A 22671-nucleotide genomic window follows, 5' to 3' on the forward strand; every position below is an offset into this window, starting at 1 on the left:
ATGATACCAATTTTAAAATATAATGAACAAGGCGAACTCAAACAAGTTGATGAAATTGCAAAACGCGACTTATATAAAGCTGTGCATTCACGCAAAGCAGAAAATGATGAAGAAACGTTCACAGGGACATGTACGAATCTTTATGGCGATATATTAGAGGACGCATACAGTTATATGCTAGTGCCTTACGACGCAGGATATAGAGAATTTGTGGTTAACCACACAGAACAATATGATGATGTGATTGATTTTGAAGCGGACGCGTCTTACTTTGAATTTTTGAAGAAATCTAAACCACGCGAACCAAATAAATTAGAAAAAGTCACATTACAACAAGCGATTGAGTTTTGTTTACAAGGGACAAGGTTTGAACCTGGCGAAATCGAGTACGCAGGCACTCAAACAGTGTCATGGACTGATTACAATAGCCCGTATGATATCTTAAAAATCATATGTACCGCATTTAACGTACAATTCGAATCACGCATTATCGTTGACAACAACAGTGTTGTGAATCGATATATTGATGTACGTTTAAAAGGTGCTTTATTTAATGGCAAAGAGATTATACGTGGTAAAGATTTAATCAGTCTAAAACGTACTGTAGATAAATCTGAGATTGTGACGGCATTATATGCAGTGGGACCAGAACCTGAAGAAAATAAGCAAAGAGTTACGACTATTGTTACTGATGATAATGCGCAAGAAAGATGGGGCGAACCTGATGGACGTTATAGATGGGACGTCTACAGTCCTGAAACTGAAGATAACAACATGACATTACAACGACTCACGACGCTTGCAAAAATGGCACTCAATAAGCGTATTAATGCAGCCGTAAGCTATGACATAGAGCAATACGATTTAGAGTACTATTATCCACATGAAAAGGTTCGTTTTGGCGACTTAGTACGCATTAAAGATATTGAGTTTAAACCACCTTTATACGCAGAAGCAGAAGTAATTGAAATGGAACGTGACTTGATTAATCCTAGTGATACAAAATATAGAGTCGGTAGTATCAAAGAGTTTAAAGAATCTGATTTACTTCAGAGATTCGGTTTTCTGTGGGTATCGATTAAACGTAAATTAGATGACAATATCAACAACGTGAACACGATCGTGAATCAAGTTGTCGATAAAGAGTTGCAATACGTCGAAAAGAAAATCTTTAAATCTGAGACTGAACCAGAAAACGCGGTCGATGGTATGTACTGGTTCGATACGTCGAATGACAGAGTTGGCGTACTCAAAAAACGTGTGGACGGTCAGTGGGTTAACGTTAGTGAAGAAGAGCGTAATGAGATGGGTGGATTAAGTCGTGAAGTTGCGTTATATCGTTCACTCATGACCACATTTGAGAATCTTGCTATACAACATCAAAAGTTATATCAAGAAGTCACTGAAATCACGAACAGTCCTTATTTAATTAGTGAACAAATCAAAGGTAACGTCAACACTAATCTAAACGCACTAGTAAGTGTGTATAACAATATAAAAACGCGACTTGATAGTATCGATGAAGATACCGCAACAATTAAGTTTTTAATCGATACACAAGCGTTATTTCAAGATTATAGAGCGAAGTTACTTACACTAGATAAAAGTGTTAAAACAGCCAAAGTGGCGATTGATGACCGTTTAAAAACCTTACAACAACAATATACAGATGAAAAATTTAAAAATGCCATGAAACAAGTAGCTGATACCTTTGGTATTCAACAGGATGAATCAGGACGTTTTATCGGTCCTCCAGAAACAGTTGCTCGTATGATAGATGCCTTACGGACAGAAACTAAAGAGGAAATGTCAACGTTGTTAAAAAGAGCTGAATATCAAACAGATAAAGACGGAATTGTTGAAAGGTTAGATGCTGCTGATTCCGAACGTAAACAGTTAGCCAACGAGATTACAGACAGAGTTACACTCACAACATTTAATCAAGGTATCAGTGACGCGAAAGTTGACGCGACAACGAAAGCAGATAATGCAGAATTAAATGCGAAAGAACATACTAATCAATCTATGACTGTAGCTAATTCATTAGCAAAAGACTATTCAAAAACCGCAGAAACAAATGCGAAGGCGTACGCGGATACGTTGAAAGCACAACAAGACAAGACACTAACGACGTATGACACTAGAATTACACAAAATGGTAAAGATATAGAATTACGTGCAACTAAAGAAGAATATAACGCGTCTAAAAAGTTACTTGATAAAACGATAGCGCAAATCGTTAATTCTCACACAGGCATATCGTTAAGCTATAACGACAATGGTTCTGTGTCTGATTTAGTGCTAGATAATCAAGGTATAGCGCTCAATTCAAACTTGATTAACATTAATCAAGGTGACGTGAGTATTCAAAATGGTGTAACGACTATTAAAGATTTAGTTGCGAACAAAATCAAAACAGGACAACTGTCATCAGTTGACAATGGTCTAGTGTTTGACATTGATAAAAACGTGATGAACGTTTATGAAAGTGGTGCGATTAACTTCTATACGAAAGGTCGTATCAGTTTTAACAGTGGTAACAGTCGTTTAGATATATTTCAACAAAACACGAGTGATGGGCGTAACGTTTTACATTTAGGTGGAGACTTGTTTGCTTACGGTACAGGCGTTACAGACCCAAATAGAGCCGCGTATACAGGTTTATCGATATATCCAGGTTTTGGAGCGATTCGATATTCCGCAAATCAACATATATTTACGGCTGGTGGCACTGGCGGTGTATTAGGTTGGGGTATGGATTTGAGAGATAGAAACAACTCATCTAATCCTATCATTACACTGAAACCGTACTGGAATGCAGGTACTAGACCTAATTATTACTTAGGTTACCACGACGCTATTTTATCAGGTGTTTATACCGATAAATTATACGGCTTACAATGGCTCAATGATAAATTATTTATTAAAAACGTCACATACAACAATCGTGACAGTGTAGCAATTACAAATGGCACAGGCGGTTGGGGCTTGTTATTCAGTGATTCTGTGTACATTTACAACGGTACAACGAACAGGGTATACACTAACTTATTATCACTCACTAAAATGGCGTAAGGAGGCTTAACATGGACATTTCACGCTCAGAAGAGTTACTAGCGCAAGAAGTCGCAACGAAATCAATTACAATCGCAAAGTATCAAGCGTATGTAGAGGAATTGCAAAAAGAGATTGAAAAACTAAAAGAAGCACAGGCTAGTGAAGAGTAATCACTGGCCTAATTTTTATATAAAGGAGAATTTTTATGTTACAAAATTACAGAAAGCAAGTTACTATTTTTTATCTAGTTGAGGTTAATATTACAGGTGGAGAACACTATGCTAATCCTTTAGCTAAACAGTGGAACACTAACGCATTCATGACTGTGAGTACACCAGACCAAGCGCACAAATTCCAAGACAAGCAATCCGCAATTAAAGTTGCAAAGATTCAAAATATGTTGAGTGAAGCATTAGGTTCAACAAATCGTGTTTATGTGTGCGAAGGTGTAACGAATAACACACTTTATGATGAAAACGGGGAAGTGACAGAACCTGAAAGTTTTGAACCTGAACCTAAAAAATAAAATGTAAGTAGGTGAGTTACATGTGGAACCTAACAAGCTTTTAGACCACGAAAGTAGATTAAGGAGATTGGAAAAAAATGACGATAAAATTTTTGATTCATTAGAAGAGATTAAAAACGCTCAACACGGACAACATCTAATTAATCAAAAAATGGACTTCACCTTAGACGCGATAAACCAAGATAGAGAAAACGAAAAAGAAAAGAAGAAAGAAAATGATAAGAATATCAAAGACATGAAAATGTGGGTTCTAGGTTTAGTAGGTACAATTATTAGTACGATTATCATCGGTATTTTACGTTTATGGCTTGGAATTTAAAGGAGGTGAGTGCTTATGCTAAAACTTATCGTCGGAGCTTCACTGTGGACATGCGTTTGGTTTGGAGTATGTAAATAACACTAGTTGCGGATACCTTTCGAGGTGTCCGTTTCTTTTAGGAGGTTAATTATGCAAGATAAAATTAAGCAATTCGTGGCTTTAATTGGTGGTTTTTTAGGTGCACTATATCTAGCATTAAATGCAAGTGGTATTAGTGCGGAGTGGATTAATCCACGAGCAGTTGACGCATGGATTAACGTTGCTAATACCGGTGTGCCTTTATTAATGGTAGGTTACGGTATTTGGAAAAACACATTTATCGTTAAAAAATCAGCGCGTGAGCAAGAAGAGTATTTGAAATCGAAGGGATTGAAGTAATATGAAATTAAACGATACTGAAATACTAGAAGGAATTGGCAAAGTTGAACAAAAAGAGATTGACAACATTGAGTTAGAAGACCACAAAAAAGATGAATTTATCGGATTACAAGCTGATATTGAGGAGGCTTCATTATGGGATACAAAATAGTGAATATGTGGACACCTTCATATTTATACCCTTACAAATCGCCATACTATATGCAACCAAATAAGTTAGCGATTCATAATACAGGTAATACAGTGAGCGCACGCAATGAAGTGACGTATATGAATAGTAACTACAATTACGTATCATATCACGTTGCAGTGGACGAAAAAGAGGTCGTGCAGGCAATACCATTTAATAGAAACGCTTTTCACACAGGAGATGGAATTGGCGCAAATTCGGGCAATAGAACGGCCATAGGTATTGAAATCTGTTACTCAATGGACAATGGTTATAGTGGTGCTAAATCTGAACGCTACAAGCAGGCAGAGGATAATGCGGCGTTATATGCGGCTCACGTGTTACACCAGTACGGCTGGGGAATTGATAGAATGTATCAACATTATTGGTACAGTGGTAAAGATTGCCCACATAAAATGCGTGCTACAGGAACATGGGGCGAATTTGAAAATAGAGTACAACACTACTTAAATCAAATTAAATCAGGCGAAAAGATTACACAACCACAAGCAAAATCAACAACTTCAAAAGTTGGCGAATGGAACAGAAATCAATATGGTACTTTATATAAAGAAGAAAAATTCAGATTCACTGCAAATTCGGATATTATCGCTCGTTTAGAGGGGCCTTTTAGAAGTTGTCCAGTTGGATATACATTCCAAAAAGGCGGATATGTAGATTATGACGAATTGATGTTACAAGATGGCCATGTTTGGATTGGATATACTTATAAAGGTATACGTTACTACTTACCTATTCGAACATGGAACTCACAAACTGGTGCTGTTGGTAAGCTACGGGGTACTATTAAGTAGTTAAATATGCTATACTATAGATACAACCTTTCAGTAAGCTTAGAAGCGGTCATTGTACCGCTTCTTTTTTTATGTTACACTATACATAGACCGACTCTATATAGTAATATTTTTATAGGATAGTCATTGCGACTGTCCTATTTTTGTGGTATATTTAATTCACGGTATCAAGATACCGTTAGCTTATTTTTATTCGGGTGGCGCGTTTTTGTGAGTGTAATATAATACACTTGTATGTACATTATATTCGCCACTTGGCCGAAAAGGTAGTCATAGCGACTACCTTCTTTTTTTATGCTTAAAATAATTATCAAAAAAATACCTTCGTTATTTTAATGATAGAGCGAATTTGCTATACTTTAACAAGTATATAAACATCATATATCAAAATATGATTAATAAAAGAGGTGTTACAATGGATTACAAGCCTTTAAAGATACTATTTCATATGTATGGTTGGGAAAATATGGAAACGGAGTATGAAATGAGAAAAAATAGTTATTCATCTTATGTGACTAATATATTTATAAATCCAATACAAGACGAAAAACAAAAAAGAGATGTTAGTTACCCTTTGTTTTTTATTGTAACTAAAAGTTTAGCTTCAGACTTAGAAAAGGTATTGAATAATTCTGCTAAAATCCAGTATTTATCCTCACTTCAACCTGGCATTGCAAATGATGCATATATAAAACGTTTACTAATTAATGAACTTCAAAGCACTAACGAAACGGAAAATGTAAGAAGTACAAAAAAAGAAATTGCAGCCTCTATAAATAAAACTAAAGGATCAAATAAAAGATTTGATGGACTCGTTGATCAATACTTGATGATGAAAAGTGGAGATATTGAGTTTAATACTCTTTCAGACATAAGAAAAATATTTGATTCCATTGTTTCAAGTGAAATAAAAGAGAAAGATTTACCTGATGGTAATTTGTTCCGGAAAAATTCAATAGGGGTATATGATGAAGGTAAAAATAAATGGATTCATAGAAATGAATTTACAGAACCAGAAATTTATGAATTTTTGACTTTAATTTTAGAATTTATAAAGCATTACAATGCGCCAGAAGTATTTAAAATTATGGCGAGTCATTTTATGTTTGAATATTTACATCCATTTTATGATGGTAATGGCAGACTAGGAAGGTATTTGTTAGCTAAATTATTAAACGATAATTTGGATTCTTTTACTGCATTAACCTTTTCACATGTGGTAAATAGTAATAAAGGTAAATATTATAAATCTTTCGAAAATGCTTCAAATTTTTATAATAAAGGAGAGTTGACAAGTTTTATAGGGGATATGCTTCAAATGTTAATAGAAGGTCAAGAAACTATCATTGAAACATTTGAAAATAACAATGAAGTTATTGTTAGATTAGATAATGCATTGAAATCAAAGGATTTAAATAAGTATGAATACGCTGTTTTGTTCGTTTTATTACAAGATAAAGTTTTCGGCAGTAAATATTCAAGAATTAGTTTAAAATCGCTTAAAGAATTTGTTGGTTTTTCGAGATATAAAATTAATGAGGCTATTGAGATGCATAAAGATAAGCTTATACAAATTCAAAGAAATCCAGTCATTTATGAAGTTAAAGAATCTTTTATTGATGAGTTATTAACTGAATGATTGTCCCCTAAAATATTAGTGTTATAATATAAAAAAAGCGGTACACATCTGCGGAGTGTACTTAAGGTAACTGTTGCGACGGTTGCCTCTTTTTTTTATGGTATAATATAGGTATTAAAACGCATTTAACTTAATCATTCTAAATTAACCACACTAAAAAGTGTGGTCTTTTTTTATGCGAAAAAAAATTAAAAAAAGTTAGGGAAAAGTGTTGACTCATTCCCAATTGGGTAGTATAATTATATATGTAAGTTAGTTGATAGCTTACAAACCACCATGAGAGGAGGTGGTTAAAATGGAAGACATCATAAAAATGCTGATGTTCATTGTACTTGTGGGAATACAACGAACACCAGCAATTCTAAAACAACTAAGAAAATGGCATCTTGATTATCTAAATCATAAAAAAGATAATCAGAATAATGATTGATTCCAAAGGGGTTAATAGCCCCTTACCTCTTTTCATGGTTATTATATAATACAAGAAGGTGCATTTCAATTGTATATACTTATTTTCATATTAATAATTGTTATGGTGTTACCTGAAATTATCAAATTAGCTAGAGTGTTACACATGAGAAAACTAGGATATAAATATGAGGGTGATAAGCTTGTCAGAGTACAAAAAAACAATTCAAAAACTGCTAGATAGCAAAGTATCAGGTTATCAAATTCATCAAAGTACTGGTATATCACAGGGACGCATTTCTGACTTAAGAAGAGGTGCTAGAAAATTAGGTGGTATAACACTAGACACTGCCGAAAAATTATACAAATATCAAAAAGAAATCGAGGAGGAAACGAAAATGATCAAATGGACAGGAAAAACTACAAGCGGGGTACACACTTATAAAGCAGAAGGTAAAAATTACAAAGAACTTTATCACAATATCGTTGATAAATATGGTTATGACTTTTTAGATGCTGATGTATACGAGATTCAGTTACTTAAAAAAAATAATGAAGATTTAGAACGATACGATATTGATTCTGAAGGTATCGGAAATTGGGAAAAATACGAAGAGTTTGAAAGTGGCAATATCGAATATTTAGAAGATGAAGATTATCGTGAGTTAATCGAAAATAGTAAAGGTAATGCATATCATCAAGAATTTGAAGAAGTAGAATAAATTTAAGGCTAGGGTAAAACCTAGCCTATTTTGAATTGAAATTTTAAGGGCAAAAAAGGCGTTTTTATCAGGATTAAACCTAAATCTTGCACCCACTTTTCTATAATCTTAATTTTGGGTGCATTAGTGGGTGCAGAAGAATAAAAACCAATATATTTGTATGTGTTAAAATGTTGATTTTGCTAGCTTTTTACGGTTTAAAACGCTATTATATATCTTGAAAAAATACATAGAACGCAAGTGTCTGAATGGGAAATTGACCAGTATATGAAACAATACTAATCAGAGAACCCTTGAAGCGTTATGCTTTGAGGGTTTTTTAAGACTTTTGTCAATATTATCTTGTTAGGGGATTTCGAATCCTTTTACACTTGAGGTATAAAATAAGAGTTGGAGGTTTTTGATATGACAGGTCAAATGTATTTATCATTATTTATATTAAGCTTGCCGTTACTACTATTTATTGGCAGAAAAACGCATTTTTATTACTTAGATAAAAAGAAAGAAAAGAGAGAGGACTGAAATTCAAGCAACAATCAATAATTATTAGATAGTGGTGTATTAGGTATAAAATAATTAAAAAAACAGATAGAGCAAAGGGACGTATTTCTAATTTAAGAAGAGGTGTCATAAAACGAGTAGGTACTACTTTCGACACTCTAGAAATATACAATTAGAAAAAGAAAGTGATTAATTCCTACCTGTGATAGTTAGAATATGTATTAAAACTAAATACTGCACCCATTTGTCTAAATTATGATATTAAGCGCAGTATTTAGTACGATTAAATATTTCTATGTGTTAAAATGTCGAGTTTTACAGCTTTTTACTATTATTTGTGCTAAGTAAAACTATACACACATGTCTCTGAATGATAAATGACTAGTAAAAAAATCATATTTTAGGTGAAAATTTAGTCAAAAAAGAAATTAGGATGAAAGTAAGCTATCTGTAAAATACTACTGGAATTCGTTATTTATAATTTCAGACACTCTATTATTATATTCTTCCTGCGGTAAATCGTTAAAGTCCTTTTGTATTGTAAGTTGTTCAATTTGTTTTTGCGCCTGTTCAGACATTCCATCCACATTGAAATCTGTAGCAGGCATGCTATTTAAATCGATACCTTGCTCTTCGTTATATTGAGCTTGTACATCTTGTTCAGGAACACCATTTTGTGACACTTGCTGATTTTGCTCTTGAGCAGGTTCGTATTGTTGAACTTGCTGTGGTTCTTCACTTTGCTGATATTGTTCGACAGATTGTTCAGTATTTACTGTTTGTTCTTCATTTATAGCTTCAGGAGTTCTTTGTTCTTTATCCAGCTTCTTATTAACTTGTTTTTGTTCTTCTTTTTTGTATTCTTTTTTCTTTGTTTCTGCTTTAGGCTTATCTTGTTGTTCTTCACTTGTTTTTTCTTGTCCGCATGCAGCTAGTAAAATTGAACTAACAATTAAAATGGTAAATAGCTTTTCCATAGATATTCAACTCCTAAAATGTTTAATATAGATAATCATTCAATATTAATGAAATCCTTAAAAACTAATAATTTTGCTCATAAAATTTCAAGGCTTCATAAATTTGTTCCTCATCTTCGCCTTGGTAAGTCCCATTTTCAATCTCATACATCGTTTGTTTTTCACCAGAAGATAAACCATCACCTGTATTTTTACGCCATTCTTGATTAGGTAAGTTCATATATTTGTTGTTAGGATCGTATTGTACATAAGTTGATCCAGATGAAGCATAACTAGCATTAGTTTCGTTAGTGTATTGCATTTGGTCAGATTGAGTTGGTTCTCCTTGTTGATTCCAGTCTTGATCAGTAATCTCTTTATTATTTAAGATCTTGTTATCATCTTCATAATTCATTTTTTGTTGTTGATTATAGTCATAATATTGATCTACATTTGTCGATTGTGCGTTAGGTTGTTCCTTCTCTAAATCTTGTTTAGTATTTTTTTCATTAGTAGATTTCTCTTCTTTTTTATCTATTTTTACTTGATTAGATTTTACAGTATTTCCTTCTTTAGGCTTATCTTGTTGTTCTTCATTTATTTTCTCTTGTCCACAAGCAACTAAAACGATTGAGCTAATTAACAATAAACTCAATAATTTACGCATAAAAATCCCCCTTTATTTAAAAGAAAGGGTAGTGCTACCCTTAAAGTTATAAATTATCAATTCTCTTTCTTACCTTATCTACATCATAAATATGAATTAAATTTTAAATCGAATACTAAACAAATTGTTATACTTTTTAAGATTATGATTAGAAAAATACGAGTAACATTTAAAATTATTATACATTAATTCATTATAAAAGTGATACTTAATTTGAGATTATTAATAGTTTATTAGAAATGGGGATATATGATCAGTTTTAATTTGTAATGCATCAAGTCAATAGGGGAAGTAATATTTGTTGCTTTTATTTGATATTACGATTCATATAATAGTGCTATCAATATATATTAATGGGACAAGCTATTTCAATAGGTACTTGATAGGTACTTGTTAAGAATAAATTAAGGTGAAATGATAACATTTAGATTCTCAATGAAAAGGAGTAGCGCAAATATATGTTCATGCGCTACTCCACTAAATTTTTTGTAAAGAAACTTATTTCATTCCGTATGTTTATTTTTATCTCCGCTATCATTTCGCTTTAAAACAACTTGAATAATAAAGCCTCCTAAAATCCCTAATAATACCCCGATAAAAGCTCCAGCAATCAGAGGGAAATTAAAAACGGTTTGTAGAATAATACCAATAACAATGGCAAATATAATGACGAATAGGGAGAGACGATTTTCTTTTAATGTTTTCACGTTTAATCAACTCCTATTTTAAGTATAGCATGTATTGAGTTATTGTACTGTAGTAGCTATCATTTTATCTTATTGTGAACTATTGACCATTTTCTTAAAATTGATTATGATGAATCAGAATAAAAGTAAAAGGTGAGTATATGAAAAAAGTATCTAGTATTGTAATTCTTGGTGTTGTCATTGCAATTGTATTAATATTTCAATTTATAAATCATGATGGTCCATTTAAGGACACAGGTAATAGTAAACAAGATAATACATATTTGGTAAAACGTGTAGTTGACGGTGATACGATTGTGATAGATAAAGATGGAGAGGATGAAAAGGTGCGTTTGATTGGAGTAGATACACCTGAAACTGTCAAACCGAATACGCCAGTCCAACCATACGGTAAAGCCGCTTCCAATTTTACTAAGAAACATTTAACGAATCAACGTGTAAGATTAGAGTATGATCGTGAGGAAAAAGATAAATATGGACGTACTTTAGCATACGTTTGGTTAGGTGATGATATGTTTAATGTAATGCTTGCTGAAGAAGGCTTAGCACGTGCTAAATTTTATCCACCTAATGATAAATATCGTATTTTAATCGAACAAGCACAGAAAAAAGCGCAAAAGCAACAACTGAATATATGGGAACGTTAAATTGAAAATAGAGGTTAGACATAAGCCATGAACTATATGTCTAACCTCTATTCGTACTAATAAAATATGACTATCACAATAACTTAATGATAATGGACAAGGCAACCTTCTAGTCATTAGAATTTAAAGTGCTACGTTGAATTTCGTCAAATCCTTCTAGTATTTCATCAATTTCTTTAGCTTGTGCATCAGTAATTGTGATAAAAACTTTACGTTCATCTTCAGTTGAACGCTCTTTACCGATAATTTTTCTTTCGGTTAATGTTGTTAAAGATTTATGAATCTCCATTAAACTGAAATTAATTGATTGTTTGATTTTATGTAATGGAATACGTCTACTATTCGTATTTTTGAGATGATATATAAATAAGATATCATTGAGTTTAAGATTAAATTGTTTTTTTAATGAGCTGATAATTTTCTTACGATTTGCCTCATAGAAAAAAATTGACTCTGTATTTAATTCTTGTTTTCGACTCATAGTTTCACTCCTTCTCTTTATATTTGTTACTACGCCTTATATTATATTAAATTTTTTATACTTTTGAAAGAAAAAATCTTTGAAGTCATAAAAAGTACAAATTAATTTTTAAATATATATACATAACGCTAGAATGTAAGTAAAATTTTAGTGCAATCATAAAGTTATTAGGATAAACCACTATAATTATACAATAATGTCAAATTTCAACCAAAGAAAATTATATAGTTAAAGGCATAGTGTAATTTTTTAAACGGTCTTTTACTTTAACAAAATGAATAGAATATGTGTAATATGTAAATTTACGAGAATTCGACACACTTGTATAAGCATTGAAAAATTTTATTACATCCACTATAATAACAAAGGTGTAAGCGTTTTCTAAAGTGTGGTGAATTTATGGAAGATCAAAAAGTTAGAGAAGATTTGAATAGCTTAGTGAATAGATTAATTAAGCAGATTCCAGATTATTTTAAATTTCACGGTGATACAGCTACAGAATTATTTTTAAGTGATGAACTTAAATTAAATATACCTGTTGATATCTGTATACGAAGAAATCATATGTATGAACTGGTAAAAACAATCGGGACTCATTTTGATATTTTTATGATTAATGAAAATGATGAAGTGCAAGTATATTCTCATGAATTGGCTAATGCTATAAAAGCATTAATAGTTGAGAAAAACGGTGTTCGTATTATGAATATTGTTATTTATGACGTTGATCAAGATGATTGGTTGTTTAGGCTTAATCATGATATCCGAATGCCTGAAAAACAAATATTTTTACATTCAACAACATGGGGTGTTGATTATATTAAGCCGGAAATTCTTTTAATGTATGCGCTTAAAAAGCCAATTAATCCTAAAAATATTGAGTTTTACAGACTACTAATAGATAAAATGAGTTATTTTCAATATGTGATTTTGAAAACAGTAGTTGGTGAAGAAAATTTAAATCAAATCGTTAATTAAAGAGGTTATGACTTAAAACTGATAAGTTATTTTATTAGCAGTAAGTCGTAACCTCTGTATTAATTTTTAATCATTATAAAAATTTTGATAACATGCTTTTACAGCTTTTTGAGCATCAGCATTTGAAATACCAAACATCATAGAGATTTCTGATGAACCTTGGTTTATCATTTTCAGGTTAATATTGGCTTCAGCTAAGGCACTAGTCACTTTATTAGCAGTACCGATGGCGGCACTCATCCCTTCACCAACAACCATTAAAATTGCGAGATCATGTTCGATATTTAATTCGTCTATCTCACATTCACGGCGAATGGCTTCGAGTACTTTTTGTTCTTTACCTTTAATCTGTGCACTACGCATAATAATACTAATGTTATCGATACCTGAAGGCATATGATCAAATGATATATTATGTTCAGCAAGAATGTTCAAAATTTTAACGGTAAATCCTACTTCTCTATTCATTAAATACTTTTTAATATTAATACTTGTAAACCCTTCATCACAACTAATTCCTGTCATGACTTTTTGTGGATCTATTTGACGGTCATATACAATGAACGTACCAGGATCAGAAGGTCTATTTGTATTTTTAATGACTACTGGAATTCGATAGTGATAGAGCGGTTGGAGCGCCTCATCATGAAATACACCAAATCCTGCATAAGATAATTCACGCATTTCGCGATATGTAATTTCACTAATGATTTCAGGTCGATTAATAATTTTAGGGTTAGCACGATAAATGCCCGATACGTCTGTGAAATTTTCGTACAATTGTGCTTTTACACCACGAGCTACGATAGCTCCAGTAATATCAGACCCACCTCTAGGGAATGTTACAATGTGTCCTTCTTCCGAATAACCGAAAAAACCTGGAATGATAATTTTCTCATCGTAACGTGTTAACTCATAAATTTTATCGTAACTTGATTCGAGTATTTGAGCATTACCAGGTTCATTGCTTACAATAATCCCTGCTTCTTTCGGTGATAAATAGAGTGTTTTAATCCCTATACTATTATTATATGCAGCGATAATTTGCGCATTAAAATTTTCCCCTGATGATTTTAATGCATCGAGTAAACGTTCAGGCTGATTTTTTAAAGTATTAATCAGATGTTCTAAAGTTTCGTCAATTTCAGTTATAATTTGTGTATCAATATGAAGTTCATTAACTATTTCTTCAAAGCGCTCAAGTATTTCTCCTTTTTTATGTGTATAATCAAGGTTATTGATTACTTTTTCATAAAGACGAATTAATAAATCGGTTGTCTTGGTATCTTGATCATGGCGTTTACCAGGTGCAGATACGACGATAATACGTCTTTCTGAGTCCTCATTCACAATATCGAGTACTTTTTTAATTTGTGATGCAGTAGCTACTGAACTACCACCAAATTTTGAAACTTTCATTAATATGACAACCTTTCTGTAATTAAAATATAGCTATTTTGTTTTGTTCTAAATAATGGTAATATAGAATTACCTTTTCTAAATTTTTAGAACTTTACAAACTTTACGAATGAATTCATACTAAACCATATTTATGTATAATTCAATATGAGTTTGAAAATTTATTAGATTTTATCGGAGGGGTTGAATAATGAGAGCGCTCAACATAGCATTACTCGGACTTGGTACTGTAGGGTCAGGAGTAGTTAAAATTATTGAAGAGAATCACCAACAAATCAAGGATACCATCCAAAAAGACATTCAAATTAAACATATTTTAGTTAGAGATAAAACTAAAAAAAGACCTTTAAATATTTCTAAATATCACTTAACAGAAAATATTGACGATATTCTGAATGATGAGGAAGTTGATATTGTCATTGAAGTAATGGGAGGTATTGAACCTACAGTTGATTGGCTGAAGGCTTCGTTATCTCAAAGAAAGCATGTCATCACGGCGAATAAAGATTTACTTGCTGTTCATTTAAGAGTTCTTGAAGATTTAGCAGAAGAAAACGGAGTAGCATTAAAGTATGAAGCGAGTGTAGCGGGTGGTATTCCAATAGTCAATGCTATTAATAATGGATTAAATGCCAACAATATTAGCAAGTTTATGGGTATTTTTAATGGCACATCTAATTTTATTTTGACAAAGATGACAGAAGAAGGTTCATCTTATGAGTCGGCTTTACAAGAAGCTCAAGATTTAGGGTTTGCTGAAGCAGATCCTACAGATGATGTAGAAGGTATTGATGCAGCACGTAAAGTGGTTATTACATCGTATTTAAGCTTTAACCAAGTGATTAAATTAAGTGATGTGACTACTCAAGGCATCTCCAATGTTTCACCAGAAGATATAGATGTAGCCAAAAAACTAGGATACAAAATTAAATTAATTGGTAAAGGGTTATACCAGAATGGACAAGTTCAAGCATCAGTTCAACCTACCTTAGTAGCCCAAAGTCATCAGTTAGCTTCAGTAGAAAATGAATATAATGCGATTTATGTTGTAGGGGATGCTGTAGGAGAGACAATGTTTTATGGTAAAGGAGCAGGTAGTTTGGCAACAGGTTCAGCGGTTGTCAGTGATTTATTAAATGTATCATTACAATTTGAGTCTAATCTACATACATTGCCACCTCATTTTGAATTAAAGACTGAAGCAACAAAAGAAATGATGGATGATCAAGATACAATAGTTATTAAAGAAAAAGAAAGTTTTTATGTTGTGGTATCAAGCGAAAATACTACACAAAAACAATTAGAAACAGATATTAAAAAGGTTTTACCAGTCCATAAATCATTAGATGTTCATGAAATAGCCACTGATCAATATGCATGTTTAATACAAGGGATTGGAGAAGAAGCTTCTATAGCGTCACTTTTAACATCATTAACAGATGTAAAAGTTCAAAAAATATATCCAGTAGAAGGGGTTTAATCATATGAAGTTATGGAAAGGATTAGTTCAAGAATATCAAGCGTTTTTGCCAGTAAATGAGGACTCACCTCATGTTTCACTCAATGAAGGACATACACCACTTATTCATTGTCCGACGATGTCAGAAAAACTTGGCATTGAATTATATGTTAAGTATGAAGGTGCAAATCCAACCGGTTCGTTTAAAGATAGAGGTATGGTAATGGCAGTAACGAAAGCTAAAGAAGCGGGTAAAAAGATTGTGATTTGTGCATCAACTGGTAATACATCCGCTTCAGCAGCTGCATATGCTGCTCGAGCAGGTATGAAAGCTATTGTCGTGATTCCGGAAGGTAAAATAGCACTCGGTAAACTGTCACAAGCAGTCATGTATGGTGCTGAAATCGTCTCAATCGAAGGAAACTTTGATGAAGCGTTAGAAATTGTTAAGGAAGTCGCAAAAGAAGGAGAAATAGAGCTCGTGAACTCAGTCAACCCTTACCGTATTGAAGGGCAAAAGACTGGTGCATTTGAAGTTGTTGAACAGCTTGATGGACAAGCACCTGATATCTTAGCTATTCCTGTAGGCAATGCTGGGAACATTACGGCTTATTGGAAAGGGTTTAAAGAGTACCATGACAAACATAATAGCGGTCTACCACAAATGTATGGTTTCCAAGCAGAAGGTGCATCTCCTATAGTTCAAAATAAAGTGGTAAAAAATCCTGAAACTGTAGCAACGGCTATTCGTATTGGCAACCCAGCAAGTTGGAAAAATGCAGTCAATGCAATAGATACATCAAATGGATTAATCGATGCGGTAACAGATGAAGAAATATTAGAAGCATATCAATTAATGACTTCAAATGAGGGGATTTTTAGTGAGCCCGCGAGTAATGCATCCATTGCAGGATTGATCAAATTGCATAGAGCAGGCAAATTAAAACAAGGTCAAAAAGTAGTGGCTGTATTAACAGGAAATGGATTAAAAGATCCTGACACAGCGATTAGCTTATTAGAAAATCCTATTCAAGCTTTACCAAGCGATAAGAAACGTATCATTGAATATATTAAGGATGCATTGAAATGACACAATCACGGTTAAAATTAAAAGTACCTGCTTCAACAGCCAATTTAGGAACAGGATTTGACTCTATCGGCATGGCATTTAATAAGTTCCTATATTTAGATGTGAGTCTTTCATCAGGAGGTGAATGGCAATTTCAACATGACGGAGTACATTTACAAAATTTACCTACCGATAAGACGCATTACATTTATCAAATTGCTCAAAAAGTAGCTGAGAAATATCAAGTCACTTTGCCATCTTTATCAGTAAAAATGTATAGTGAAATTCCTATGGCAAGAGGTCTTGGTTCCTCTGCTTCTGCACTTGTCGCAGCGTTATATATTGCTAACTACTTTGGAGATATTGAATTGTCTAAGTATGAGTTGCTTCAACTCGCTTCTGAATTTGAAGGACATCCCGATAATGTAGCGCCTACAATTTATGGAGGATTAGTCGTTGGATTTTATGATAATGAGAGTCAACAAACAGATGTTGTACATTTAGACGTACCTGATGTGGACTTTATTGTGACAATTCCAGAATATGAACTTGAAACTGAAAAAGCACGAAGCGTGTTACCAGAAAAACTAAATCATAAAGATGCTGTTAGATATAGTGCGATTAGTAGTACAATGATAGGAGCATTTGCACAGCATAATTATGTATTGGCTGGCAAGATGATGGAAAGAGATGGTTTTCATGAACCTTATAGACAACATTTAGTCCGTGATTTTGAAGAAGTGAAGTCAATCGCTCATCAATATGAAGCGTATGCAACAGTTTTATCAGGGGCAGGACCAACGATGATGACTATGATCAAAAAAGAGCAAAGCGGGGCACTGGTAAGAGCATTAAGAGAAAAGATTACTGATTGCCATTCAGAGCTTGTGACAGTCAATGCTGCAGGTGTAGAGATGATTACAAATCACAATTTTTAAGAAATAAAAGCACTTTAGTTATAGTTTTAGCTAAAAGTGCTTTTATTAATGTTAGCATTATCACATTGAGAAGGTGTAATATAATAAATAATATAAGGAAAAAGGAGATTAATCATGAAACCAGATTTAATAATTATGGACATGGATGATACTTTAATGACTAAAGACAATCAAATGTCAAAAACAACACATGAATACCTACTTAAAATCCAAAGAGAAGGCTACCGCATTGCTCTAGCATCCGGCAGACCTACTGAAGGAATGCTACCAACAGCTAAAGCATTGGAAATGGATATCAACAAAAGCTATATTATGAGTTATAACGGTGCTCAAACTATTGATTTATCTACGCAAGAAGTGGTGTCTAGTCAATTAATCGATAAGCAATCATTTGATGAGATTATTGATTTTTGTAGAAAAAATGGGTTATTTGCATTAACTTATCATGATGGTCATATTGTTTATGATGGATCACATGAATATATGAATATTGAGTCAGAGTTAACAGGCTTACCAATGAAAAAAGTAGATGATTTAAAATCATATATTCAAGAACCAGTTCCGAAAGCGATGGGCGTTGATTATGAAGCACACATTAGCGAATTAATTCAACAACTATCAGACGGATTTAATGAAAAAGTAGATGCAACAACAAGCAAACCTTATTTCTTGGAATTTATGTGTAAAGGTGTGTCAAAAGGAGCAGCAATCAAGAATTTGGCAGAACGTTTAAATTTAAACACAGAACATATGATTGCTTTTGGAGATAGTCAAAATGATGTAGAAATGTTCAAACATGTTGGTACATCTGTTGCTATGGATAATGCTTCGGGTGCAGTTAAATCACATGCAACTATGACAACAGCATCTAATAATGACGACGGAATTGTTAAAGCACTTCAAAAACTAATGGACTAATTGAAAAGGTACATTGAGATGTAATGTAACACGATGTTATTAAAAATTAACATATAGCATTGGCATCTCATTGTACCTTGAATTTATTTTGCAGTATGAGTCCATTCATGCTTTCCTCGATGACGTTTTACATGCGCGTAAATTTGATCAGCAGCATACTCTAAATTAGTATATACTGTAATCGAAAAAGCTGATTGATTCGGCTCGAAATCAGTTTCTAGATAGAGGTCTTTTAAATGTTGATATAAGTTTTGCATTTGTTCGTGTGTTAAACTACCGTACTCTCTTAATGTGCGTTTGAGTATGCGACCTTCATTATTTTCTAAGGACTGTACCACTATTACGAAGCGTTCATCTTCCTTTAAAACATCATCAAAAAGATTAATTTGTCCTACCATGCAAATCCCGCCTTTGTTTGAATTAATATTACTTTAATTATACACCATATAACTTAAGGTATAAATATTGGTAAATAAATCATTTGAACTAAAATGACAAAAGAGAGACTGGGTAGTGATTCAAATTAAAACCCATTCTCTCTTTAATACTACTTTTTATAAATTTCATGTACGTTAAGATCAATTTCATTAAGTGGAATAATACGTGTACGTTTAATAATTTTATGTGCTATATAAACGATAAGCAATGCAATTATTGGAAGGAAATTTTGTGCGAGCTTAGCAAAATCTAAATGTACAATAGCTTCAGCAGAACTACCAAAAATTAGAAATAAAATTGTTATGAATACAATGATCGGGCCAAGTGGAAACAAGGGTGCTTTATAAGGTAATAGTGCATCAATATTTTTGTTTTGTACTTGGATTGCACGACGTAAACGATATTGTGACCACACACTTGATCCCCATACAAATGTAACTAGGGCACCGATGATATTTAATAAACTAATTACACTATCTGGTTTGAAATTAGCATACAGTGTGACAGCTGTAATAAGTATGAACGTTGTGAATAAAGCGTTTAATGGTAATTTAGTAACATGATTGATGCGGCCTAAAAACTGAGGCGCTTGTTTGTTTTGACTTAGTGAATATAACATACGACTAGTCGTGAATATACCTGAATTAGCTGCTGATAATAATGATGTTAAAATAACCGCATTAATAACAGTAGCTGCGAAGGCAATGCCAACTTTGTCAAAAACAATTGTAAATGGACTTTGTGTAATAGATCCAGATTCATTAAGCAAAGTAGGATCATTGTAAGCTATAATTCCAGCAATCACTGCAATAGAACATACATAGAATATTAGAATCCGCCAAAAAACTTGTCTAATTGCGCGTGGCATAGATTTACTTGGGTCATCAGATTCACCTGCCGCAACGGCAACCACTTCAGTACCACCTACTGAAAATCCCGCAATTAATAGCACGCTTAAAAAGCCAGAGATGCCACCTACAAAAGGTGCTTCCCCAATTGTATAGTTTTTAAATCCGTAATACTCTCCGCCAAGAATTCCAAATATCATTAAAAATGTAATAACAATAAAAACAATAATTGTAATTACTTTGATTAAAGATAACCAAAACTCAGCTTCTCCAAAGACTTTAACCGTAAATACATTTAGTAAGAAAATAATACATAAAAAGACAATACTCCAAACTAATGGTGAAAAGAATGAAAAAAAGTCCCAATATGTAATAACGTTTGACGCAACAATAATATCTACACTTGTGACTAATGACCAAATTAACCAGTAAAGCCAACCCATTGTAAATCCAAGTGATGAGTCTACAAAGCGTGTTGCATAACTACTAAAAGAACCTGAAACAGGATAAAAAGTTGCCATTTCTCCTATAGAACTCATTAAAAAGTAAAGCATTATACCAATAATAATGTATGCTAAAATAGCTCCACCAGGACCAGCTTGTGCAATAACACCTCCAGTTGCGATAAATAAGCCTGTTCCAATCGCTCCACCAATTGCTATCATACTAATATGTCGAGATTCAAGACCACGACTTAAGTTTTTTTCTTCCATGAGCATTCTCCTATCAATACAGATGATAATTTATTTTACTTTGTTCCTTTAAAGGTTTCAATAGTTGAATTGAATTTGTCAGATTATTTCGTAAAAAAACTAAAAATAAGTGAAACTCGTGTAATATTAGATGAAATAAGTTATACTATTACTGTGTAGTTTAGAATTATTATAATATAGAAGGAAGGTTTTTTTATGGAGCGTAGAGATGCATCTAAATTAACAGGTTTATTCGGACATCCTGTTGGTGACCGAGAAAACTCAATGACTGCTGGTCCAAGAGGTCCGTTATTAATGCAAGATTGGTATTTCTTGGAGCAATTGGCTCACTTTGATCGTGAGGTTATTCCAGAGCGTCGTATGCACGCTAAAGGTTCAGGAGCATTTGGAACATTCACAGTTACAAATGATATTACTCAATATACATCAGCTAAGATTTTCTCAGAAGTAGGTAAAAAGACAGAAATGTTCGCACGTTTTTCAACTGTTGCAGGAGAACGTGGTGCTGCAGATGCCGAACGTGACATTCGTGGTTTTGCACTTAAATTCTACACAGAAGAAGGTAACTGGGATTTAGTAGGTAATAATACACCAGTATTCTTCTTTAGAGATCCTAAACTATTCGCAAGTTTAAACCACGCAGTAAAAAGAGACCCACGTACAAATATGAGAAGTGCTCAAAATAACTGGGATTTCTGGACTTCATTACCTGAAGCATTACATCAAGTTACAATTTTAATGACTGATCGTGGTATTCCAAGAGGATTTAGACATATGCATGGATTTGGTTCTCACACATACAGCATGCTTAATAAAGATAATGAACGTGTATGGGTTAAATTCCATTTCAGAACACAACAAGGTATTGAAAACTTCTCTCCTGAAGAAGCGGAACAAGTTATTGCTAAAGACAGAGAATCATCACAAAGAGACTTGTTTGAAGCTATTGAAAGAGGAGATTTCCCTAAATGGAAAATGTACATCCAAGTCATGACAGAAGAACAAGCAAAAAATCATAAAGATAATCCATTTGATTTAACAAAAGTTTGGTACAAATCTGAATATCCTCTTATCGAAGTAGGGGAATTCGAATTAAACAGAAACCCTGATAACTATTTCATGGATGTTGAGCAAGCAGCATTTGCACCAACAAATATTGTACCTGGTATTGATTTCTCACCAGATAAAATGTTACAAGGTCGTTTATTCTCTTATGGTGACGCACAAAGATATCGCCTTGGTGTCAACCACTGGCAAATTCCTGTAAACCAACCAAAAGGTGTTGGTGTTGAAAATATTTGCCCATTCAGTCGTGATGGCCAAATGCGTATTTTAGATAATAACCAAGGTGGTCAAACACATTACTATCCGAATAGTTATGGCGCACACCAAGATCAACCTGAATACAAGCGTCCACCATTAGAACTTGAAGGTTCAGCATACGAACATGACTTTAGACAAGATGACGATAATTACTTCGAACAACCAGGTAAATTATTCCGCCTACAAACTCCAGAAGCACAAGAACGTATTTTTATTAATACAGCAAATGAAATGGAAGGCACAACTGAAGAAGTAAAAGCACGTCATATCCGCAACTGCTATCAAGCTGATCCAGATTATGGTAAAGGTGTTGCGAAAGCGTTAGGTATGGAAGATAAATTAGAAGCAATTATTGAAGGAATTGAAAACTAATAGATAATTGTTTAAATAATTATAGATTTTGAGGCTAAGGTAAGCTAAATAAGGCAACCTTAGCCTTTTTATACATCAGTTTTCAAACAATATAAAAAAGGTAGGATAGAGCCTATTTTGACCAGTATACCACTAGTTAAAATATCTCATCATCCTACCTATTGTCGTATTTTTGAAGTTATTAGAAAGAATAAACTTACACAC

24 protein-coding genes and 1 pseudogene are annotated in these 22671 nt (G+C 33.1%); 18 read left to right on the forward strand and 7 right to left on the reverse strand.

Annotated elements, in window-relative coordinates; all coding sequences use genetic code 11:
- The 11 genes and pseudogenes from HHH54_RS06300 (at position 1) to HHH54_RS06345 (ending at position 8555) form a co-directional block, all read left to right on the forward strand.
- Positions 1 to 3075, forward strand: a complete 3075-nt coding sequence (locus HHH54_RS06300) for a phage tail spike protein (RefSeq protein ID WP_198617992.1) — start codon at positions 1 to 3, stop codon at positions 3073 to 3075.
- Positions 3076 to 3086: 11 nt separating this feature from the next.
- A complete protein-coding gene (locus tag HHH54_RS06305) occupies positions 3087 to 3227 on the forward strand; it encodes a hypothetical protein (protein ID WP_198617993.1) in 141 nt (46 codons plus the stop codon).
- A gap of 35 nt (positions 3228 to 3262) precedes the next feature.
- Entirely contained in the window at positions 3263 to 3583 is a 321-nt protein-coding gene (locus HHH54_RS06310) for a hypothetical protein (RefSeq protein ID WP_198617994.1), read from the forward strand.
- 22 nt (positions 3584 to 3605) lie between these two features.
- Positions 3606 to 3902, forward strand: coding sequence for a DUF2951 family protein (locus HHH54_RS06315; RefSeq protein ID WP_198617995.1), 297 nt, complete (start codon positions 3606 to 3608; stop codon positions 3900 to 3902).
- A 129-nt stretch (positions 3903 to 4031) separates the two neighbouring features.
- Complete coding sequence (locus HHH54_RS06320; protein WP_198617996.1) at positions 4032 to 4280, forward strand: phage holin; 249 nt, start codon at positions 4032 to 4034, stop codon at positions 4278 to 4280.
- Between the two features lies 1 nt (position 4281).
- Entirely contained in the window at positions 4282 to 4431 is a 150-nt protein-coding gene (locus HHH54_RS06325) for a hypothetical protein (protein ID WP_198617997.1), read from the forward strand.
- Positions 4416 to 5264 carry an SH3 domain-containing protein gene (locus HHH54_RS06330; RefSeq protein WP_198617998.1) on the forward strand — a complete coding sequence of 283 codons (849 nt, stop codon included), beginning with the start codon at positions 4416 to 4418 and terminating at the stop codon, positions 5262 to 5264. The genes HHH54_RS06325 and HHH54_RS06330 overlap by 16 nt, the downstream gene beginning before the upstream one ends.
- A gap of 415 nt (positions 5265 to 5679) precedes the next feature.
- On the forward strand, positions 5680 to 6903 hold the full coding sequence (locus HHH54_RS06335) for a Fic family protein (RefSeq protein ID WP_198617999.1): 1224 nt from the start codon (positions 5680 to 5682) through the stop codon (positions 6901 to 6903).
- Between the two features lie 295 nt (positions 6904 to 7198).
- Positions 7199 to 7333, forward strand: coding sequence for a hypothetical protein (locus HHH54_RS11405; protein ID WP_269814017.1), 135 nt, complete (start codon positions 7199 to 7201; stop codon positions 7331 to 7333).
- A gap of 166 nt (positions 7334 to 7499) precedes the next feature.
- Positions 7500 to 7697 (forward strand): annotated as a pseudogene (locus tag HHH54_RS06340) (hypothetical protein); the annotation flags it as partial.
- Between the two features lie 741 nt (positions 7698 to 8438).
- Positions 8439 to 8555 (forward strand): hypothetical protein, encoded by a 117-nt coding sequence (locus HHH54_RS06345; RefSeq protein WP_198618000.1) that lies wholly within the window; start codon positions 8439 to 8441, stop codon positions 8553 to 8555.
- A gap of 437 nt (positions 8556 to 8992) precedes the next feature.
- Here HHH54_RS06345 and HHH54_RS06350 read toward each other — a convergent pair whose 3' ends face one another.
- The 3 genes from HHH54_RS06350 to HHH54_RS06360 form a co-directional block, all read right to left on the reverse strand.
- Complete coding sequence (locus HHH54_RS06350; RefSeq protein WP_198618001.1) at positions 8993 to 9511, reverse strand: hypothetical protein; 519 nt, start codon at positions 9509 to 9511, stop codon at positions 8993 to 8995.
- A gap of 64 nt (positions 9512 to 9575) precedes the next feature.
- Positions 9576 to 10157 carry a hypothetical protein gene (locus tag HHH54_RS06355; protein WP_198618002.1) on the reverse strand — a complete coding sequence of 194 codons (582 nt, stop codon included), beginning with the start codon at positions 10155 to 10157 and terminating at the stop codon, positions 9576 to 9578.
- A 503-nt stretch (positions 10158 to 10660) separates the two neighbouring features.
- The gene (locus tag HHH54_RS06360; protein ID WP_198618003.1) at positions 10661 to 10864 is read right to left on the reverse strand and encodes a hypothetical protein; all 204 of its coding nucleotides are present in this window, start codon (positions 10862 to 10864) and stop codon (positions 10661 to 10663) included.
- A 140-nt stretch (positions 10865 to 11004) separates the two neighbouring features.
- On the opposite strand from HHH54_RS06360, the gene nucI reads away from it, so the two are divergent.
- Positions 11005 to 11511, forward strand: coding sequence for a thermonuclease NucI (gene nucI, locus HHH54_RS06365; RefSeq protein ID WP_198618004.1), 507 nt, complete (start codon positions 11005 to 11007; stop codon positions 11509 to 11511).
- 109 nt (positions 11512 to 11620) lie between these two features.
- Here nucI and HHH54_RS06370 read toward each other — a convergent pair whose 3' ends face one another.
- A complete protein-coding gene (locus tag HHH54_RS06370; RefSeq protein WP_198618005.1) occupies positions 11621 to 11992 on the reverse strand; it encodes a transcriptional regulator, SarA/Rot family in 372 nt (123 codons plus the stop codon).
- A gap of 399 nt (positions 11993 to 12391) precedes the next feature.
- Between HHH54_RS06370 and HHH54_RS06375 the strand changes: the two genes are divergently transcribed.
- On the forward strand, positions 12392 to 12970 hold the full coding sequence (locus HHH54_RS06375; RefSeq protein WP_198618006.1) for a hypothetical protein: 579 nt from the start codon (positions 12392 to 12394) through the stop codon (positions 12968 to 12970).
- Between the two features lie 66 nt (positions 12971 to 13036).
- Here the strand turns inward: HHH54_RS06375 and HHH54_RS06380 are convergent, their stop codons facing one another.
- Entirely contained in the window at positions 13037 to 14389 is a 1353-nt protein-coding gene (locus tag HHH54_RS06380) for an aspartate kinase (protein ID WP_198618007.1), read from the reverse strand.
- A gap of 190 nt (positions 14390 to 14579) precedes the next feature.
- Here HHH54_RS06380 and HHH54_RS06385 point away from each other — a divergent pair, with 190 nt between their 5' ends.
- The 4 genes from HHH54_RS06385 to HHH54_RS06400 all read left to right on the forward strand — a co-directional run bounded on the left by HHH54_RS06385 (position 14580) and on the right by HHH54_RS06400 (position 18773).
- A complete protein-coding gene (locus HHH54_RS06385; protein ID WP_198618008.1) occupies positions 14580 to 15869 on the forward strand; it encodes a homoserine dehydrogenase in 1290 nt (429 codons plus the stop codon).
- Between the two features lie 4 nt (positions 15870 to 15873).
- Positions 15874 to 16938 carry a threonine synthase gene (gene thrC / locus HHH54_RS06390; RefSeq protein ID WP_198618009.1) on the forward strand — a complete coding sequence of 355 codons (1065 nt, stop codon included), beginning with the start codon at positions 15874 to 15876 and terminating at the stop codon, positions 16936 to 16938.
- Positions 16935 to 17855 carry a homoserine kinase gene (thrB, locus tag HHH54_RS06395; protein WP_198618010.1) on the forward strand — a complete coding sequence of 307 codons (921 nt, stop codon included), beginning with the start codon at positions 16935 to 16937 and terminating at the stop codon, positions 17853 to 17855. Before thrC ends, thrB begins: the two co-directional genes overlap by 4 nt.
- Positions 17856 to 17969: 114 nt before the next feature.
- The gene (locus HHH54_RS06400; protein WP_198618011.1) at positions 17970 to 18773 is read left to right on the forward strand and encodes an HAD family hydrolase; all 804 of its coding nucleotides are present in this window, start codon (positions 17970 to 17972) and stop codon (positions 18771 to 18773) included.
- Positions 18774 to 18856: 83 nt separating this feature from the next.
- Here the strand turns inward: HHH54_RS06400 and HHH54_RS06405 are convergent, their stop codons facing one another.
- Both HHH54_RS06405 and HHH54_RS06410 read right to left on the reverse strand, forming a co-directional pair.
- Complete coding sequence (locus tag HHH54_RS06405; RefSeq protein ID WP_198618012.1) at positions 18857 to 19171, reverse strand: hypothetical protein; 315 nt, start codon at positions 19169 to 19171, stop codon at positions 18857 to 18859.
- Positions 19172 to 19320: 149 nt separating this feature from the next.
- Positions 19321 to 20772, reverse strand: a complete 1452-nt coding sequence (locus tag HHH54_RS06410) for an amino acid permease (RefSeq protein ID WP_198618013.1) — start codon at positions 20770 to 20772, stop codon at positions 19321 to 19323.
- A gap of 195 nt (positions 20773 to 20967) precedes the next feature.
- On the opposite strand from HHH54_RS06410, the gene HHH54_RS06415 reads away from it, so the two are divergent.
- The gene (locus HHH54_RS06415) at positions 20968 to 22467 is read left to right on the forward strand and encodes a catalase (protein ID WP_198618014.1); all 1500 of its coding nucleotides are present in this window, start codon (positions 20968 to 20970) and stop codon (positions 22465 to 22467) included.
- Positions 22468 to 22671 lie beyond the last annotated feature (204 nt).

Source organism: Staphylococcus canis (assembly GCF_016238445.1).
Lineage (GTDB): Bacteria > Bacillota > Bacilli > Staphylococcales > Staphylococcaceae > Staphylococcus > Staphylococcus canis.

Bases quoted from the DNA above. Each gene is read 5' to 3' on its own strand.
- HHH54_RS06350 (WP_198618001.1), bottom strand. From the start codon at position 9,511: ATGGAAAAGCTATTTACCATTTTAATTGTTAGTTCAATTTTACTAGCT.
- HHH54_RS06300 (WP_198617992.1), top strand. From the start codon at position 1: ATGATACCAATTTTAAAATATAATGAACAAGGCGAACTCAAACAAGTT.
- HHH54_RS06380 (WP_198618007.1), bottom strand. From the start codon at position 14,389: ATGAAAGTTTCAAAATTTGGTGGTAGTTCAGTAGCTACTGCATCACAA.
- HHH54_RS06410 (WP_198618013.1), bottom strand. From the start codon at position 20,772: ATGGAAGAAAAAAACTTAAGTCGTGGTCTTGAATCTCGACATATTAGT.
- HHH54_RS06405 (WP_198618012.1), bottom strand. From the start codon at position 19,171: ATGGTAGGACAAATTAATCTTTTTGATGATGTTTTAAAGGAAGATGAA.
- HHH54_RS06345 (WP_198618000.1), top strand. From the start codon at position 8,439: ATGACAGGTCAAATGTATTTATCATTATTTATATTAAGCTTGCCGTTA.
- HHH54_RS06415 (WP_198618014.1), top strand. From the start codon at position 20,968: ATGGAGCGTAGAGATGCATCTAAATTAACAGGTTTATTCGGACATCCT.
- nucI (WP_198618004.1), top strand. From the start codon at position 11,005: ATGAAAAAAGTATCTAGTATTGTAATTCTTGGTGTTGTCATTGCAATT.
- HHH54_RS06375 (WP_198618006.1), top strand. From the start codon at position 12,392: ATGGAAGATCAAAAAGTTAGAGAAGATTTGAATAGCTTAGTGAATAGA.
- HHH54_RS11405 (WP_269814017.1), top strand. From the start codon at position 7,199: ATGGAAGACATCATAAAAATGCTGATGTTCATTGTACTTGTGGGAATA.
- HHH54_RS06385 (WP_198618008.1), top strand. From the start codon at position 14,580: ATGAGAGCGCTCAACATAGCATTACTCGGACTTGGTACTGTAGGGTCA.
- thrB (WP_198618010.1), top strand. From the start codon at position 16,935: ATGACACAATCACGGTTAAAATTAAAAGTACCTGCTTCAACAGCCAAT.
- HHH54_RS06355 (WP_198618002.1), bottom strand. From the start codon at position 10,157: ATGCGTAAATTATTGAGTTTATTGTTAATTAGCTCAATCGTTTTAGTT.
- HHH54_RS06400 (WP_198618011.1), top strand. From the start codon at position 17,970: ATGAAACCAGATTTAATAATTATGGACATGGATGATACTTTAATGACT.
- HHH54_RS06305 (WP_198617993.1), top strand. From the start codon at position 3,087: ATGGACATTTCACGCTCAGAAGAGTTACTAGCGCAAGAAGTCGCAACG.
- HHH54_RS06320 (WP_198617996.1), top strand. From the start codon at position 4,032: ATGCAAGATAAAATTAAGCAATTCGTGGCTTTAATTGGTGGTTTTTTA.
- HHH54_RS06325 (WP_198617997.1), top strand. From the start codon at position 4,282: ATGAAATTAAACGATACTGAAATACTAGAAGGAATTGGCAAAGTTGAA.
- HHH54_RS06370 (WP_198618005.1), bottom strand. From the start codon at position 11,992: ATGAGTCGAAAACAAGAATTAAATACAGAGTCAATTTTTTTCTATGAG.
- thrC (WP_198618009.1), top strand. From the start codon at position 15,874: ATGAAGTTATGGAAAGGATTAGTTCAAGAATATCAAGCGTTTTTGCCA.
- HHH54_RS06335 (WP_198617999.1), top strand. From the start codon at position 5,680: ATGGATTACAAGCCTTTAAAGATACTATTTCATATGTATGGTTGGGAA.
- HHH54_RS06330 (WP_198617998.1), top strand. From the start codon at position 4,416: ATGGGATACAAAATAGTGAATATGTGGACACCTTCATATTTATACCCT.
- HHH54_RS06310 (WP_198617994.1), top strand. From the start codon at position 3,263: ATGTTACAAAATTACAGAAAGCAAGTTACTATTTTTTATCTAGTTGAG.